The following is a 15,836-nucleotide window of genomic DNA, read 5'->3' on the forward strand; positions in this document are numbered from 1 at the left end:
CCAGCGGGGGTCACCAGGCGCTCGTCTCCACGGTGACGGCCGGGATCAGCTCCTCCCGCAGCGCCTCCAGGAACGTGACGATCTCGGCGGCGACCGAGCGGTGCTGCACGTCGTTGAGCACGTCGTGGTGGGCGCCGCGCACGACGGTGAGCCGCGCCTTCGGCAGCGTCCTGGCCGCCCGCGCGATCGCCGCCCGGTCCGCCAGCGGATCGGCGTCCCCGACCAGCAGCAGGTGCGGGATTTCCGCACGGCTCGCGTAGGCGGCGTCCAGCAGCTCCCGAGGCAGGGCGCCGGCCAGGGCGCCGCGCCGCACGGCCGCGTCGCCGGTCAGGACGCCGCGGTGCGTGGGACAGTGGGTCCGGACGTCGAGCTCGTCCTCCCACCGGCCGGCGGCCCGCGCGCCGTCGCCGGGCAGGCCGGCGAGCACGGCCGCCTGCGGCCACCACACCGCCTCCGAGGCTTCCGAGGCGAGCAGGGCGGCGAGCCCGGCCGCGCCCAGGTCGGAGCCCACCAGCACCAGCGGGCGCGGCAGCCCGTCGGGCGTCTCGGCGGCGACGCCTTCGACGGCCTCCGTCAGCCGCCGGGCGAGGGCGTCCAGGAAGGGCGCGACGTGGGCCGGGTCGGCGGCCGGCGGGTCCACGACCCGCACCCGGTAGGCGTCGTGGGCGAGCCGCGAGCCGAAGCGCGCGTAGCTCGCGCGGGTTTCGCCGCGGCCCGGCACGACGATGACCGTGCCCCTGGTCCGCAGCCCTTCGGGGGCGTGGTGGTCGGTGCTGTACGTCATGTCAGGCTCCAGGGGGCGGAATGGTGGGTGGCGAGGGCGTGCACTTCGTCGCGCAGGGCCCGCCGCAGCTCGGGGTCCGGCGGTTCCTCGTCCCTGATCGACGGCACGGATGTCACGAGCAGGCGGGTGTAGGGGTGCCGCGGGGCCAGCAGGATCTCCTGGGTGGTGCCCGTCTCCACCACCTGACCCTGGTAGAGCACGACGACGCGGTCCGCCACGCCGCCGAGCGAGCCGAGGTCGTGCGTGATCAGCAGGACGCCGATGCCGTGGCTCTCGCGCAGGCGCAGCAGGAGTTCGAGGATCGTGATGCGGGTCGAGGCGTCGAGGGCGCTGACCGGCTCGTCGCAGATCAGCAGCCGCGGGCCGACCGCGATGGCCCGCGCGATGGCGACCCGCTGCCGCTGGCCGCCGGACAGCTCGCCGGGGTGCCTGGGCAGCAGGTCGAGCGGCAGGGAGACGAGCCCCGCGACCTCGTGCGCGGCGTCGCGCAGCTCGGCGCGGCCGTGCCCGCCGCGTACGACGAGCCCCTCCACGAGCGTGTCGAAGACGGTGCGGTCGGGGTCGAGGCTGCGCAGCGGGTCCTGGAAGACGTACTGGACGGCGCCGCCGCGGCGGAAGGCGCGCAGCGCGCGGCCGCGCAGCCCGCCGACCTCGTGCCCGCCGATCGTGACCGTGCCGCTCCTGGCCTGTGCCAGGCCGAGCACGGCGCGGGCGAGGGTGGTCTTGCCCGAGCCGGTCTCGCCGATCAGCCCGACGATCTCGCCGGGCGCGACCGTGAGATCGACGCCGTGCAGGATCTCGGTGCGCCTGCGGCCGCGGCCGAGCGCGACGTGCAGGCCGGAGACGTTCAGCAGCTCGGTCATCGCCGGCTCCTCTGCTCGCGCACCCGGTCGATGCCGAAGCGCTCGTGGTTGGCGATCAGCTCGCGCGTGTACGGATGACGCGGCGCACGCAGGACCTGCCGGGTGGGCCCCGCCTCGACGACGACGCCGTCACGGAACACGTGGACGGTGTCGCACACCTGCGCGATCACGGCCAGGTCGTGGGAGACGACGAGAAGGGTGAGCCCCCGGTCGCGGCGCAGGTCGGACAGCAGCTCCAGCACCTCGGCCTGCACGGTCACGTCGAGTGCCGTGGTCGCCTCGTCGGCGATCAGCAGGTCCGGGTCGGCGGTGATCGACATCGCGATCAGCACGCGCTGCAGCATCCCGCCCGACAGCTCGAAGGGGTACTGCGTGTAGACGTGCTCGGGGCGGCGCAGCCCCATGGCGTGCAACAGCTCGACGGCCCGCTCCCGCGCCGCCCGGCGGGCCAGCCCGGCCTTGACCCGCAGCACCTCGGCGAGCTGCGCGCCGACGGTGATCGACGGGTTCAGGTACGAGGCGGGATCCTGGAACACGGCCGCGAGCCCGGTGCCGCGCAGCCGCGCCCGCTCGGCGGCCGGCAGCGCCGTCAGCTCGACGTCCCTCAGGCTGATCCCGCCCCCGGTGACCGCGACGCCGGCGGGCAGCAGCCCCAGGACGGCCCGGCAGGTCAGGGTCTTGCCGCTGCCGGACTCGCCGACCAGCCCGGCGGCCGAGCCGCGGGGGACGTCGAGATCCACCCCGCGGACGACCTCGGTGCCGTCGGCGACGCTCACGCGCAGCCCGCGTACGGACAGCAGCGCGGGGTCAGGTGAGGCGGGCACGGCGTGCTCCTCTTCTCGTCAGGGCGCGTGCCCGTCCGTGGTCGCCGCCGGTGTCCCTGATCGCGTCGGCGAGCAGGTTGAGCGCGCCGACGGCCGCCATGATGAACAGGGACGGGAACACCGGCCCGTACGGCCTCTGGGCCAGGTAGCCGAGGTCGCTGGCGACGATGCCGCCCCAGGTGGGCTCGGGCGGTACGACGCCGATGCCGAGGAAGGTCAGCGACGAGACGATCAGCAGGCCGCCGGCGGTGGCGTTGGCGGTGGCGACGACGAGCGTCGGCAGGATCTTCGACCACACGTGGGTGCGCAGCACCCGCCACGCCGAGGCTCCGAACAGCTGCGCGGCGGTGACGTACTGCGCGTTCGCGTGGCTGAGGGCGGCGGCGCGGGTGATGCGGTAGAACGACGGCGCGAGCAGGATGCCGACGGCGATCATCGCCTGGTGGACGGCGTTGCCGAGCAGCGCGGCCACCGCGATGGCGAAGATCAGGAACGGCAGCGCGATCAGCCCGTCCATGACCCGCAGGGTGACCCATTCGTAGCCGCGTCCGAGGTACACGGAGGTGATGCCGGGCACGACGCCGATGACGAGGCCGATGCCGACGGCCTCGAAGGCGGTGAACACCGACCGGGGCGCGCCCGCCAGGACCCGGCTCAGCACGTCGCGGCCGAGGTAGTCGGTGCCGAACCAGTGCGCCGCGCTCGGCGGCCGGAGGATCTCGGCGCTGTTCCTCAGCGGGTCGTACGGCGCGAGGAGAGGCCCGAGCACCGCGAGGAGGAGCACCGCCGCCAGCACGGCCGCGGCGACGACGCCCGCGCGGGTGCGCAGGACGCCGGTGACGGTCCTCATACTTCCCTCCTGGCGGCGGGACGCAGCTTGACCAGCAGGACGTTGACGAGCGCGGAGGAGATCAGCACGACGCCGATCGTGACGAGCAGGGCCCCCTGCACGACGGGCACGTCACCGCCGAGCGCCGCCGTCTTGGTGAGCTCGCCGATGCCCGGCAGCGCGAACACGGTCTCGACGATGACGGCCCCGCCGATCAGCCGTGGCACGTGCATGCCGAGCACGGCGACCGCGGGTCCCGCGCCGTTGCGCAGCGCGTGGACGAGGACGATGCGCCACGCCGGCAGGCCGCGCACCTGCGCGCCCACGACGTAGTTCTCGTGCAGGGTGTCGGCCATCCCGGTCCGCAGCTGGCGGGCGACGTCCGCCGCGGCGTCCAGGCTCAGCGACACGCTGGGCAGCACGAGGAAGCTCGCCCAGGTCAGCAGCCCGTCGGACGGAGGCGCCCAGCCGCCCGAGGGCAGCACCGGCACGAGCAGCGAGAACACCGTGATGAGAGCGATCGCGGCGACGAACCCGGGCACGGTCGCCAGCAGGGAGGTGACGACCGTGACGGCGCGGTCCAGCCGGCCGCCCTGCCGTACGGCGGCGAGGACGCCGAAGACGCCGCCGAGCACGACGGCGATGAGCAGCGCCCCGGCGGCCACGGACAGGCTCACCGGCAGCCGCTCGGCGATGCTCTGCGCCACGGGGATCTTGGTGAACCAGGAGGAGCCGAGGTCGCCGTGCAGGGCGTCCCACAGCCACAGCGCGTAGCGCTCCGGCAGCGGCCGGTCGAGCCCGAACACCTCGCGCATCCGCGCCACGTCGGCGGGGGTGGCGGAGTCGCCGAGCACGACCGAGGCGGGGTCCTGGTCCGTCAGCCCGCCGAGCATGAAGGTGATGAAGGTGGACACGAGCAGCACGGGGACCGCGATCAGCAGGGCCCGGCCGAGCGCGGCGGCGGTCCGCGCGACGGCCCGCCCCCCGGGCCCCGGCCGGGCGGGGCCCGCCGGGGTGGCGGCGGTGCCCGGCCGGCCGGTCGTGTCGCGTACGTTCAGCGTGGTCACTTGTCCACCCAGACGCCTTCGAAGCGCTGGATGTCCACCCAGTTGCGCAGGCCGTGCACCTTCGGGGTGTGCGCGGCGAAGCGCGTCACCGAGTACAGGAACACGTTCGGCATGTTCGTCACCGCGATCCTGGTGGCGGCCTGGATCGCCGCCGGGTAGGCGGGATCGGTCAGGGCGTGCCCGCTCGCCTTGGCGACCGCGGCGGGCAGCTCGGCGGGGGTGGTCTTGCCGAGGTTCATCAGGCCCTGCGCGCCGAACAGCACCTGCAGCGCCTGCACCGGCGACTGGCGGGCGTTGAACTGGTCGAGCACGAACGGGTACTTGCGCGTGATGTAGTTGTTGACGCCGGGCGTCAGAACGGTGAGCGTCGTGCGGATGCCGGCCGCGTTGAGCTGCTGCTGGATCAGCTCGCCGACGGGGTCGTCGGCTCTGCCGAGCGCGAGCTGGACGTCGACGCCGTCCGGGTATCCGGCCTCGGCCAGCAACTGCCTCGCCTTGGCCACGTCGTGCGGGTAGAGGTTGTCGAGACCGGGGTCGTGGGCGACGTAGCCCTGGGGGAACGGCTGCCAGACCGGCCGGCCGTACCCGAAGTTGGCCGTGTCGACCAGCGCCTGCCGGTCGATCGCGGTGCTGATCGCCTGGACGACCTTGGGGTTGTCGAACGGCTTGACGGTGTTGTTCACGTCGAGGACGCGGACCGGCAGCACGTCGGTCTTCACGACCGGGAACCCGGCGGCCTCGACCCCGCCGACCTGTGAGGCGGTGAGGTCGGCGAGGTCGTACTGGCCCGAGCGCAGGCCCGCGACCGCCACGGACGGGTCGGGCGTCGGCTTGAGCACGAAGTTCGTGACGAGGATGTCGCCCGCGTTCCAGAACGCCGGGTTCTTCACCAGCGTCGCCTGCGACCCGGGCACGTAGCTCTTCAGGATGAAGGGCCCGGCGCCGACCGGCTGGGTGGCCAGCTTCGCCGGGTCCTTGGCCGCCGTCGGGCTGACGATCTGCCCGGTCTTGCCCGACAGCAGCAGCGGGATCTGGTAGTCCACCTGGGTGAGGTGCAGCGTCACGTCCGTGGCGCTGTCGGCGGTGATGCGCTCGACGGTGGCCAGCTGCGGCGCGATCGTCGAGTCCTTGGCGGTCTTGCCGCGTTCCAGGCTCGCCTTGACGGCGGCCGCGTCGAGCTTCGTGCCGTCGGAGAAGGTCAGGCCCGGCCGCAGGTGGAAGGTGACCGAGCGGCCGTCCTTGGCGTACGTCCACGACCGCGCGAGGCCGGGCTGGGCCTCGCCCTTCTCGTCCACCTCGGTGATCCCCTCGTAGACGAGGGTCAGCGCGTGGACGTCGTTGCCGACCGCCGAGGTCACCGGGTCCCAGGTCGAGGGCAGCGACCAGCCCCACGTCAGGGTGTCGCCGCGCCCGCCGGCGGCCGATCCGGCGGCGGCCTCGCCGACAGGCGCGGGGGAGGCGCAGCCGGTCAGCAGGAGCGCCACGAGGCCGGCGGCCCATCTCGTCCTCATCGGCCCGGCCCCGTGGTGACGAGGGCTTCCTCGCGGGCGGCCGCGCCGGCGCGCAGCAGCGGGACCAGCTCCCGGCCCCAGTCGCGTACGTCCCGCACCGGGTCGAAGCCGCGGATGAGGAAGGTGCGGACGCCGAGGTCGTAGTACTTCAGCAGGGCGTCGGCGACCTGCTGGGGCGTGCCGACCAGGGCGGTGGAGTTGCCGCCGCCGTCGGTGAGCTGGGTGACGCCGAACCAGAGGCGTTCGTCGTGCACGAGCTTCTCGTCCGCCTCGTCCTTGAGCCGCTTGGCGCCGACGGCGGTGTTGTCGCCGCGGCCGATCCGCCACGGTCCGCCGCCGCTGCGCGCGAGGTTGTCCTCGAAGGCGCGGCGGATGCCGTCGGCCCGCTCCCAGGCCGCGTCCTCGGTCTCGGCGACGATCGGGCGTACGGACAGGGAGAAGCCGATCTCGCGGCCGTGCCGCGCGGCCTCGGCGCGGATCAGGTCGATGCGTTCGCGCGTCTGGGCCAGGGGCTCTCCCCACAGGGCGTAGACGTCGGCCCAGCGCCCGCCCACCCTGATCGCGTCGTCGGACTGCCCGCCGAAGAAGATCGGCACCGGGCCGTGGGGCTTGACCGAGCTGAACGCGCCCTCGAAGCGGTAGAACTCCCCCGCGTGGTCGAAGGGCTCGTCGGAGGTGAGGGTGCGCCTCAGCACCTCGATGAACTCGGCGGTGCGCCGGTAGCGGGCCTGCTTGTCCGCGAAGTCGCCGTCGCGCCGCTGGTCGGTGTCGCTGCCGCCGGTGATGTGGTGGATCGCGACGCGGCCGGCGCCGGTGAGGTTGTCCAGCGTCGCGAGCTTACGCGCGGTCAGGGTGGGCTGGATGAATCCGGGCCGCTGGGCGATGAGGACGCCGAGGCGTTCGGTGTTGTAGAGCACGTGCGCGGCGGCGGCGAAGCCCTCGGGCGAGGTGGCGCTGTGCGCGACGAGCGCGCGGTCGAAACCGGCCTCCTCGTGGGCGCGGGCGAAGTCGGCGAGGTAGCCGGGATCGACGACCGGTCCTTGCCAGCCGGCGCTTTCCGAGCCGTAGGCGGTCGAGACCATCCCCAGGATCTGGATCGACAAAGTAGCGAGCCTTTCAGACGGGTGGACTGCTGCAGAGATGGGGAGCACCGCCGGCTGGTGCACACCTGTCAGCCTGCGGTGTCGCCTGCCGGGGTGTCCAACGACGCTTCGTGATCGCGGGCCATCACGTCACGTGATAAATACCCTTACATCAGGTAGGAATAATAGGTATGATTCCGGGTATGAACCGTACGCTGGACATCGCACCGTTGCGCAGCTTCGTCGCTGTCGCCGACGCCGGCGGCTTCCAGCGCGCCGCCGACGCCCTGCACCTCAGCCAGGGAGCGGTGAGCCAGCACGTCCGCCGGCTGGAGTCCGCGATCGGCCGCCCACTCGTGGAGCGCAGCGGCCGCGGCTCCCGGTTCACCGCCGACGGCGAGAAACTGCTGGGCCTGGCGCGTGGCATCCTGGCGCTGCACGACGAAGGGCTGCGCAGCTTCGACGACGAGGCGCGCGGCACGATCGTCATCGGCTCGACCGAGCACGCGGCGGCGCAACTGCTGCCGCATCTGGCGGCCGCGCTCGACGGGGCCGCACTCGACGGGGCCGGGCCCCGCTACGGCGTCAGGTTCAGGATCGACCGCGGGGCGAGGCTCCGCGAGAGCTTCGCCACCGGACGCATCGACCTGGCCCTGCTCATCGGCCCCGCCGACGACCCGCGCGCCACCCCGGTCGGCGACCTCGCGCTCACCTGGTACGCCGCCCCCGGCTGGACGCCGCCGAGGCAGGGCAGGCCGCTCCCGCTCGTCGCCTTCGACCACCCCTGCGCCCTCCGCGACCGCGCTCTGGTGACCCTGTCGCACCACGCGATCCCCGTCGCCATCGCCGCCGAGGCCAACCAGCTGGCCGGCGTGCAGGCCGCCGTCAGCGCCGGCGCGGGCGTGGCGCTGCTGGCGACCCTCGGCCAGACCCCGGAAGGGCTCGTGCCCCGCGACGACCTGCCGAGGCCGAAGCCCCTGCCGCTGGCGCTGTGGACCTGCCAGGGCGTCGCGCCGGCGGTCGCCGAGCGCGTGGCGGACACGCTGCGCCGCCTCCTGACGACCCCGGTCCTGACCAAGGTGCCACCGCACGACCTCGTCCTCGCCAAAGGAGCCTGATGCCCGACCGCCAGCCGTCCCGCCCGACGGGCCGTGACCTCGTCCGTACGCCCAGCGGCGTCCTCGTGCCCGCCGGCATCGACCCGTTCCACCGCACCCTGCACCACGTCGCCCCCGCCGGCCTGATCGGCCGGACCTCGCAGACCTCGGGGATGACGCGGCTGGAGGCCGTCAGCGGCAAGACGGTCGGCGCCGAGAACCTCTGGATGGGGCAGACCCACGTCGCCGCGGCGACCGCGTCGGGCAACCACCACCACGGGGCGTCCGAGACCGCGATCTACGTCGTGTCCGGGCACCCGGTCTTCGTATTCCTGGACGTGGAGGGCGACGAACCCGTCGAACACCGCATCAGCACCGGTCCCGGCGACTACATCTTCGTGCCACCGTTCGTCCCGCACCGCGAGGAGAACCCCGACCCCGACACCGAGGCCGTCGTCGTCATCGCCCGCACCACCCAGGAGGCGATCGTCGTCAACCTCGACGGGCTCGACTGGTCCGACGTCGAGATCCGCTGAGCCCGCCGATGTCCGCTCGTTCGGCCGCGCAGGTCCGCGCGCTGCTGCTGCGCCGCGCCGAGATCGTCATCGCCGACGTACGCGAGGAGGCCGACCACGCGCGGGGCCATCCGCTGTGGGCGGCCAGCTTTCCCCTCTCCCGGCTGGAGCTGGACGCCTGGCGGCGCATCCCCCGCCGCGACACCCCCATCGTCGTCTACGGCGACGCGGACGCGCCCGCGCACCGGGCGATCGACGTCCTGCGCCGCCTCGGCTACTCGCGCGTGGACGCGCTGGAAGGCGGGCTCGACGGCTGGACCGCCGCCGGCGGCGAGCTCTTCCAGGACGTGAACGTGCCCAGCAAGGCGTTCGGCGAGCTGGTCGAGTCGGTCCGCGGCACGCCGTCGCTCACCGCGCAGCACGTCCAGGCGCTCATCGACGCCGGCACGCCGCCCGTCATCGTGGACGCGCGCCGCTTCGAGGAGTTCCACACCATGAGCATCCCCACCGCGACCAGCGTGCCGGGCGCGGAGCTGGTGCTGCGCGTCCGCGAGCTCGCCCCCGACCCCGCCACCCCCGTCGTCGTGAACTGCGCCGGGCGCACCCGCAGCATCATCGGGGCCCAGTCCCTGATCAACGCCGGCCTGCCCAACCCGGTGGCGGCGCTGCGCAACGGCACCATCGGCTGGACCCTCGCCGGGCAGCGGCTCGACCACGCGGCGACCAGGGCGGCGCCGCGCGCCGTGACGGAGTCGCACCACGCCCTCGCCCTGGCCGGGGCCCGGGACGTCGCCCGGCGCGCCGGCGTGCGGTTCATCGGCGCCGCCGACCTGCCCGGCCTGCGCGACCCCGGCCGCACGACCTACGTCTTCGACGTCCGCTCGGCGGCCGAGTTCGCGGCCGGGCACCTCGACGGCTCCCGGCACGCGCCCGGCGGGCAGCTCGTGCAGGAGACCGACCACTACGCGCCGGTGCGCGGCGCCCGTATCGTCGTCGTGGACGACGACGGGGTCCGGGCCGCGATGACCGGGTCGTGGCTCGCCCAGATGGGCTGGGAGACCTGGGCGATCAGCCCCGCCGCCCCCGGGGACCTCACCCGGCGGGGCGACCTCGACGATCCCCTCCCGGAGCCGCCGCAGGGCGCCACCGTCGACGCCGCGACCCTGCGCGCCTGGCTGGCCGCCGACGGGGCCTCCACCGTCGTCATCGACGTCGCGCCCAGCCGGGACTACGCCGCCGGGCACATCCCCGGCGCCTGGTACGCCATCCGGTCACGGCTGGCCGCCGCGCTCGCCGCGACCGGCCCGGCTGACCGGTTCGTCGTCACCTGCCCGGACGGCGTGCTGGCGCGTTTCGCCGCGGCGGACCTGCGCCGGCTCACCCCTGCGCCGGTGTTCGGCCTGGACGGCGGCACGGCCGCCTGGCGCGGACCGGTCGAGTCGGATCCGGGGCGCTACGCGGTCGAGCCGGTTGATCGGTACCGGCGGCCGTACGAGGGGACCGACAACGCCAGGACGGCGATGGAGGCGTACCTCACGTGGGAGTACGGCCTGGTGGAGCAGCTTGAGCGGGACGGCACCCACCACTTCCGCGTGGTCTGATGGCACACTGGACGCGGATCGCCCGCCGCGCCGATCACTCCGTCTCCCCCCACGGCGGCCAGATCGTGGAGGACGACAGCCATGACCGCGGCCGGGTGGCAGGGGACGACTATGCTGCGGCCGGGCTGGCTCGCCTTCAGCGGCGAGGTCGGCGCCACCGAGCCGCACGCGCACGCCGCCCTCCAGGTCCTCATCGTGACCGCCGGGACGGTGGAGCTGGCCGACGCCCACCACATCCGCCGCCGGGTGCGGGCGGCGATCATTCCGCCGCGCGCCAGGCACGCCGTGCGCGGCGGCCCCGGCGCCCGCGCCGACATGCTCTATCTCGATCCGGCCGGCGGCGCGGGCCGCCACCTGCTCACCGCTGCGGCCTGGCCGGGCCGCGACCGGGTCGGCGCCTGGGTGGACGCGGCGCACGCCCTGGTGCCGGCCGGCGACGAGTCCCGCGATCCGGCCGCGCTCGTACGTGCCTGGACGGCCCCGGTCCCGGGCCCGCGCCACCCGGCGCTGCGGAGAGCGCTGGAGCTGCTGCCGGAGCTGCTGGCCGGCCCCGTCCGGCTCACCGACCTGGCCGGCGCCGTCCACCTGTCGGCCAGCCGCCTCGGCCATCTGTTCACCGCCGAGCTCGCCCTGCCCTACCCGGTCTACGTGCGCTGGGCCCGGCTGCGCCGCGCCATCGAGCTGGCCCGCGACAGCGCCACGCTGACCGAGGCCGCGCACGGCGCGGGTTTCGCCGACGGCTCCCACCTGACCCGGGTCTGCCACGAGATGTTCGGCCTGGCCCCCTCCCAGCTCATCCACCTCGTGCGGGCGGTAAGACAGCGGATCCGTCCAAGCCCCGGACGGCCGGCCGCCGCGAGGCTGATCGGCATGCACCGCACAGTCATCCGTTATGGATATGTCCCGTTCATGCTGCTCGGCGTCAACGGCGCCGCCATCGCGCTGGCCGCCTCCGGCGCCTCCAAGCTCTGGCTGGTCGGCCTGCTGCCGGCCGCGATCGGCTGCTCCTTCGCGGCCGAACGCGCCCTGCCGTACGAGGCCGAATGGAACAGCCCGGCCGGGGACGGCGCCCGCGACGTCGCCCACGCGGCGGTCAACGAGCTGCTGCTGCTCGTCAGCGTCGGCGTCATCCCGCTGCTGGCGGCCACCGTCACGGTCGCCGACCTGTGGCCGCGTTCATGGCCCTTCGCGCTGCAGGTCCTGGCCGCCGTCCTGATCGCCGACCTCGGCATCACCCTGACGCACTACGCGAGCCACAAGATCGGCGTGCTGTGGCGCTTCCACGCCGTCCACCACTCCGTCAAGCGCTTCTACGGCTTCAACGGGCTGATGAAGCACCCCCTGCACCAGACCGTGGAGATGGGCGCCGGCGTCGCCCCGCTCATCCTCGTCGGCCTGCCGGTCGATGTCGCCTCCGCCCTGGCCGTCGCCGTCGCCGTGCAACTGCTGCTCCAGCACTCCAACGCCGACTACCGCGTCGGCCCGCTCACGTACGTGCTCGCGCTCAACGAGGGCCACCGCTTCCACCATCTCAAGTGGGCCGGGATCGGCGACGTCAACTTCGGCCTGTTCACCCTGACCTGGGATCACCTGCTCGGCACCTTCTCCTACGACCCCGCCCGCCGCTTCACCTCCGACCAGCTCGGCATGGCGGCCAAGCCCGACTACCCCACCGCGTACCTCGCCCAGCTCGCCGAGCCCTTCCGTGCCTCCGGCGCCTGCCACGCCGACCTGCCCGCCCCGGGGACGCATTGACGCGAACGGGAGAAAAGGATACGTTCCGGGAGATTTCACGGTTGTCCAAGGGAAATCCGGTGAGATGCCGGTGCGGACGCGCCACTGTATCCGGGACGTTGATCCCGGGAGCCAGGTCGCTTGGCGACCGTGACCTCGCAACATGGGACGCGTCACCCTGAGGAGGCTCACATGAGCGGGTTGTCCAGCCCGTCGTCCGTTCCGTCGTCCATTCCCTTCCCGCGCCTGCGGCCCTGGCTGCTGGCCGTGCCCGTGCTGTTGCTCGTGGCGTACCTCGTCCTGATGGACAACGGCGCCATCTCCCAGACGGGAGCATTCCTGCACGAACTCATGCACGACGGGCGGCATCTGCTCGGCGTGCCCTGCCACTAGGGGGCGGGGTGGTACGCACTCTCCTGGTCAGGGGCCTGCTCATGGGGCTGCTGGCCGGACTCGTCGCGGGCGGCTTCGCCTTCGTCTTCGGCGAGCCTCGCGTGGATGACGCGATCGCCCTGGAGGAGGCGGCCGCCGGGACGGCCGCGCACGACCACGCCGCCGAGGAGGCGGCGCACGACCACACCGCCGGGGAGGCGGCGCACGACCACGGCGAAGGGGCCGCGGTCAGCAGGCCGGCGCAGAAGGCCGCGCTCTTCCTGGCCACCGGGCTCTACGGGCTGGCCGTCGGCGGCGTGTTCGCCCTGGTGTTCGCGGGCCTGCGCGGGCGGGTCGGGCCGCGTTCGGACGGGCGGCTGGCGCTGGCCGCCGCCGGGACGGCGTTCGGCGCGGTCATCCTGGTTCCCTTCGTGAAATATCCGGCCAACCCACCGGCGGTGGGCGACCCGGAGACCATCGACAGCCGCACCCTGCTCTACGTGGTGATGATCCTCGTGGGGCTGGCCGCGACGGCGATCGCGGTGGCCACGGCCCGCCGGGTCACCACCGGGGACGACTGGGCACGGTGGGTGGCGGCGGTGGCCGCCTTCCTCGTGCCCGTGGCCGCCGCCTGGTGGCTGCTGCCGGCGGTCGACGAGGTGCCCGACGGCTTCCCGGCCACGCTGCTGTGGCAGTTCAGGCTCGCCTCGCTCGGCACCCAGCTCGTCTTCTGGACGGCGTTCGGCGTGCTGTTCGGCTGGGCGAGCGACCGGGTGGCGCGGCGCGCGGCGGCTCCCGCGCCCCTCGCCGTGCCGGGCTGAGCGGGTGCTGTTCGTCCGGCACGCCACGACGCCGGGCATGCGGGCCGCGTGCTTCCCCCGCGAGGAGGACGACGCCGACGAGGCGAGCCTGGCCAGGGCCGCCGCGCTGGGGTTCGCCGCGCTCCCCGCGTGGGTGGCCCCGGCCAGGGCCGCCCGGCGGACCGCCGCCGCTCTGGGGCTGGAGCCACGTGAGGCTCCGGCCCTGCGGGAGGCGGACTGCGGGCGGTGGCGCGGCCTGCCGTACGAGCGGGTGGCGCGGGAGGAGCCGGAGGCGCTGGCGAGCTGGCTGACCGACCCGGACGCCGCCCCGCACGGCGGCGAGTCCCTGGCCGCGCTCGCCGTCCGGGTCGCCGGCTGGCTCGAAGCGGCACGGGACGAGCCCGAGGCGGTCGCCGTCTGCGACGCCGGCGCCATCCGGGCGGCGCTCGGTCACGCCCTCGGGCTGGGCCCGCGGGCCACCGCCCGTTTCGATGTGGCGCCCCTGTCCACCACCGAGCTGGTCGTCACGCGCGACGGCTGGCGGGTGGCCCATGTCAACCGGAAGGTCTGGAAGTCTTGATCGTCACCTATCCGTTCAGCGCCGTCGTCGGCCTCGACGACCTGAAGCTGGCGCTGGTGCTGAACGCGGTCTCACCCCGGGTGGGCGGGGTGCTCGTACGCGGGGAGAAGGGAACGGCGAAGTCCACGATCGTACGGGCGCTGGCCGCCCAGCTCCCCTCGGTGGCCGTGGTGCCGGGGTGCCGGTTCGCCTGCGATCCGGCCGCGCCCGACCCCGGCTGCCCGGACGGGCCGCACGAGCCGGGGGCCGAGGGCGTGGAACGTCCGGCGGCCCTGGTGGAGCTGCCCGTGGGCGCGTCGGAGGACCGGCTGGCCGGCTCGCTCGACGTGGAGCGGGCGCTGACGGAGGGCGTGAAGGCGTTCGAGCCCGGCCTGCTGGCCGCCGCTCACCGCGGCGTGCTGTACGTGGACGAGGTGAACCTGCTGCACGACCACCTCGTGGACCTGCTGCTCGACGCCGCCGCCCTGGGGACGTGCTACGTCGAGCGCGAGTCCGTGTCGGTACGCCACGCCGCCCGCTTCCTGCTGGTGGGGACCATGAACCCGGAGGAGGGCGAGCTGCGCCCGCAGCTCCTGGACCGGTTCGGCCTGACGGTCGAGGTCCGGGCGTCACGGGACCCGGAGGAGCGGGCCGAGGTGGTGCGGCGGCGGCTGGCCTTCGAGGCGGACGCGGCGGCGTTCGCGGCCCGCTGGGCGGCGGAGGAGTCGGCGCTGGCGGCCAGGATCGCCGCCGCCCGCGCCCGCGTGCCCGGCGTGCGGCTGCCGGACGCGCGGCTGCGGCAGATCGCGACGGTGTGCGCGGCGTTCGAGGTGGACGGACTGCGCGCGGACCTGGTGACGGCCAACTCGGCGATCGCGCACGCCGCCTGGCAGGGGCGTGACGCCGTGACCACCGAGGACGTGCGGGCGGCGGCCCGGCTGTCGCTGCCGCATCGCAGGCGGCGCGACCCGTTCGACGCGCCGGGGCTGGACGAGCGGCTGCTTGAGGAGCTGCTGGAGCGTACGGCGGGGGACGACGAACCCGGGCCCGGCGACGATGACGGCGGCGGCGGCCGGGGCGACGACGGCAGCGGTCCAGGGAACAGCGCCGGCGGTCCGGGCGATGACGGCAGCGGTCCGGGCGGCGACGGCGGTCCTGGCAACGACCGTCGCGGCCCCGGCGGCGACGGCCGTGGTTCGGCGGGAACCTCGCCACCGCCTGCGGACGCGGCGGGGCCGGACGGCGCGGGCATGGGCGCGGACCCGGCTTCGGCTCCGGCTCCGGCTTCGGCTTCGGCTTCGGCTTCGGCGAGTTCGGGACCAGGATCGGGCGGGCGGGATCACGCCGGACCGCCGGACTCCGTGGAGCCCTCGGACGGCGCGCCGCCCGGCGACGCGCACCGGGTGGCGGGGGTGGCGGCGCCGTACCGGGTGCCGTTGCTGGAGGTGCCGGGGCTCGGCGAGGGCGCGGCGGGCAGGCGGTCGCGGTCGCGGACCCGGCGCGGCCGGAGCACCGGCTCTCGCCGCCCGGACGGCCCGATAGGCGACCTGCACGTGCCGGCGACGCTGCTGGCCGCGGCCCCGCACCAGCGCGGACGCGGCCGTCACGGCACCGGCCTGGTGCTGCGCGGCGACGACCTGCGTGAGGTCGTGCGCGAAGGCCGGGAGGGCAATCTCGTGCTGTTCGTCGTGGACGCCAGCGGCTCGATGGCGGCCCGCAAGCGGATGACCGCCGTCAAGACCGCCGTGCTCAGCCTGCTGCTGGACGCCTACCAGCGGCGCGACAAGATCGGCCTGATCACCTTCCAGGGGACCGGCGCGCGGGTGGCGCTGCCGCCCACGTCGTCGGTGGAGACGGGCGCGGCCCGGCTGCGGTCCCTGCCCACCGGCGGGCGCACGCCCCTCGCGGCGGGGCTGACCCGCGCGGCGGAGGTGCTGCGCGTGGAGCGGCTGCGCGATCCGGCCAGGCGGCCGCTGCTGGTGCTGGTGACCGACGGCCGGGCCACGGCGGGCGGCGACGTGGACCGGGCCGCCGCGCTGCTGAAGGGCACCGCGTCGGTGGTCGTGGACTGCGAGAGCGGGCCGGTCAGGCTCGGCCTGGCCGTCCGGCTGGCGTCCCGGCTGCGCGCCCGCCTGGTGCCCCTCGACTCCCTGGCCGACCTCGGGGCGGTCGTCCGTGACTACAGGAAGGCGGTCTGA

Annotated in this window: 15 protein-coding genes and 1 riboswitch; of the genes, 8 read left to right on the top strand and 7 right to left on the bottom strand. The window is 74.6% G+C overall.

All coding sequences use genetic code 11. The features are described from left to right. Window positions 1–10: 10 nt before the first annotated feature. Genes ACBR40_RS06130 through ACBR40_RS06160 form a run of 7 tightly spaced genes read right to left on the bottom strand, consistent with a single transcriptional unit; the run spans window position 11 to window position 6,981 of the window. Window positions 11–784 carry an alpha/beta hydrolase gene (locus tag ACBR40_RS06130; RefSeq protein ID WP_371247801.1) on the bottom strand — a complete coding sequence of 258 codons (774 nt, stop codon included), beginning with the start codon at window positions 782–784 and terminating at the stop codon, window positions 11–13. Continuing rightward, the gene (locus tag ACBR40_RS06135; protein ID WP_371247802.1) at window positions 781–1,647 is read right to left on the bottom strand and encodes an ABC transporter ATP-binding protein; all 867 of its coding nucleotides are present in this window, start codon (window positions 1,645–1,647) and stop codon (window positions 781–783) included. Before ACBR40_RS06135 ends, ACBR40_RS06130 begins: the two co-directional genes overlap by 4 nt. Then, window positions 1,644–2,471, bottom strand: coding sequence for an ABC transporter ATP-binding protein (locus ACBR40_RS06140; RefSeq protein WP_371247803.1), 828 nt, complete (start codon window positions 2,469–2,471; stop codon window positions 1,644–1,646). Before ACBR40_RS06140 ends, ACBR40_RS06135 begins: the two co-directional genes overlap by 4 nt. Continuing rightward, window positions 2,455–3,321 (bottom strand): ABC transporter permease, encoded by an 867-nt coding sequence (locus tag ACBR40_RS06145; protein ID WP_371247804.1) that lies wholly within the window; start codon window positions 3,319–3,321, stop codon window positions 2,455–2,457. The genes ACBR40_RS06140 and ACBR40_RS06145 overlap by 17 nt, the downstream gene beginning before the upstream one ends. Then, on the bottom strand, window positions 3,318–4,367 hold the full coding sequence (locus ACBR40_RS06150; protein ID WP_371247805.1) for an ABC transporter permease: 1,050 nt from the start codon (window positions 4,365–4,367) through the stop codon (window positions 3,318–3,320). The genes ACBR40_RS06145 and ACBR40_RS06150 overlap by 4 nt, the downstream gene beginning before the upstream one ends. Next, window positions 4,364–5,878 carry an ABC transporter substrate-binding protein gene (locus tag ACBR40_RS06155; RefSeq protein ID WP_371247807.1) on the bottom strand — a complete coding sequence of 505 codons (1,515 nt, stop codon included), beginning with the start codon at window positions 5,876–5,878 and terminating at the stop codon, window positions 4,364–4,366. The genes ACBR40_RS06150 and ACBR40_RS06155 overlap by 4 nt, the downstream gene beginning before the upstream one ends. Beyond that, window positions 5,875–6,981, bottom strand: coding sequence for an LLM class flavin-dependent oxidoreductase (locus ACBR40_RS06160; protein ID WP_344207825.1), 1,107 nt, complete (start codon window positions 6,979–6,981; stop codon window positions 5,875–5,877). Before ACBR40_RS06160 ends, ACBR40_RS06155 begins: the two co-directional genes overlap by 4 nt. Window positions 6,982–7,163: 182 nt before the next feature. Here ACBR40_RS06160 and ACBR40_RS06165 point away from each other — a divergent pair, with 182 nt between their 5' ends. The 8 genes from ACBR40_RS06165 to ACBR40_RS06200 all read left to right on the top strand — a co-directional run bounded on the left by ACBR40_RS06165 (window position 7,164) and on the right by ACBR40_RS06200 (window position 15,836). Further along, window positions 7,164–8,078: a LysR family transcriptional regulator gene (locus ACBR40_RS06165; RefSeq protein WP_371247808.1), complete on the top strand. Its 915-nt coding sequence runs from the start codon at window positions 7,164–7,166 to the stop codon at window positions 8,076–8,078. Then, entirely contained in the window at window positions 8,078–8,593 is a 516-nt protein-coding gene (locus tag ACBR40_RS06170; protein WP_344207823.1) for a cupin domain-containing protein, read from the top strand. Before ACBR40_RS06165 ends, ACBR40_RS06170 begins: the two co-directional genes overlap by 1 nt. A gap of 8 nt (window positions 8,594–8,601) precedes the next feature. Further along, on the top strand, window positions 8,602–10,173 hold the full coding sequence (locus ACBR40_RS06175; RefSeq protein ID WP_371247809.1) for a rhodanese-like domain-containing protein: 1,572 nt from the start codon (window positions 8,602–8,604) through the stop codon (window positions 10,171–10,173). 81 nt (window positions 10,174–10,254) lie between these two features. Next, window positions 10,255–11,928, top strand: coding sequence for a sterol desaturase family protein (locus ACBR40_RS06180; protein ID WP_371247810.1), 1,674 nt, complete (start codon window positions 10,255–10,257; stop codon window positions 11,926–11,928). Between the two features lie 4 nt (window positions 11,929–11,932). Then, window positions 11,933–12,071: riboswitch (cobalamin riboswitch) on the top strand. A 28-nt stretch (window positions 12,072–12,099) separates the two neighbouring features. After that, the gene (locus ACBR40_RS06185) at window positions 12,100–12,300 is read left to right on the top strand and encodes a CbtB-domain containing protein (RefSeq protein ID WP_344207819.1); all 201 of its coding nucleotides are present in this window, start codon (window positions 12,100–12,102) and stop codon (window positions 12,298–12,300) included. Window positions 12,301–12,308: 8 nt separating this feature from the next. Then, window positions 12,309–13,100, top strand: a complete 792-nt coding sequence (locus ACBR40_RS06190; RefSeq protein WP_371247811.1) for a CbtA family protein — start codon at window positions 12,309–12,311, stop codon at window positions 13,098–13,100. Window positions 13,101–13,104: 4 nt separating this feature from the next. After that, complete coding sequence (locus ACBR40_RS06195; RefSeq protein ID WP_344207817.1) at window positions 13,105–13,659, top strand: histidine phosphatase family protein; 555 nt, start codon at window positions 13,105–13,107, stop codon at window positions 13,657–13,659. Next, entirely contained in the window at window positions 13,656–15,836 is a 2,181-nt protein-coding gene (locus tag ACBR40_RS06200; RefSeq protein WP_371247812.1) for a VWA domain-containing protein, read from the top strand. Before ACBR40_RS06195 ends, ACBR40_RS06200 begins: the two co-directional genes overlap by 4 nt.

Origin of the sequence: Nonomuraea sp. AD125B, from assembly GCF_041402765.1 — a bacterium.
GTDB classification, from domain to species: Bacteria; Actinomycetota; Actinomycetes; order Streptosporangiales; family Streptosporangiaceae; genus Nonomuraea; species Nonomuraea bangladeshensis.

What these genes read in the sequence shown, in the direction of transcription:
- ACBR40_RS06130 (WP_371247801.1), bottom strand. Translation starts at nt 784, where the DNA reads ATGACGTACAGCACCGACCACCACGCCCCCGAAGGGCTGCGGACCAGG.
- ACBR40_RS06135 (WP_371247802.1), bottom strand. Translation starts at nt 1,647, where the DNA reads ATGACCGAGCTGCTGAACGTCTCCGGCCTGCACGTCGCGCTCGGCCGC.
- ACBR40_RS06145 (WP_371247804.1), bottom strand. Translation starts at nt 3,321, where the DNA reads ATGAGGACCGTCACCGGCGTCCTGCGCACCCGCGCGGGCGTCGTCGCC.
- ACBR40_RS06155 (WP_371247807.1), bottom strand. Translation starts at nt 5,878, where the DNA reads ATGAGGACGAGATGGGCCGCCGGCCTCGTGGCGCTCCTGCTGACCGGC.
- ACBR40_RS06165 (WP_371247808.1), top strand. Translation starts at nt 7,164, where the DNA reads ATGAACCGTACGCTGGACATCGCACCGTTGCGCAGCTTCGTCGCTGTC.
- ACBR40_RS06170 (WP_344207823.1), top strand. Translation starts at nt 8,078, where the DNA reads ATGCCCGACCGCCAGCCGTCCCGCCCGACGGGCCGTGACCTCGTCCGT.
- ACBR40_RS06175 (WP_371247809.1), top strand. Translation starts at nt 8,602, where the DNA reads ATGTCCGCTCGTTCGGCCGCGCAGGTCCGCGCGCTGCTGCTGCGCCGC.
- ACBR40_RS06180 (WP_371247810.1), top strand. Translation starts at nt 10,255, where the DNA reads ATGACCGCGGCCGGGTGGCAGGGGACGACTATGCTGCGGCCGGGCTGG.
- ACBR40_RS06185 (WP_344207819.1), top strand. Translation starts at nt 12,100, where the DNA reads ATGAGCGGGTTGTCCAGCCCGTCGTCCGTTCCGTCGTCCATTCCCTTC.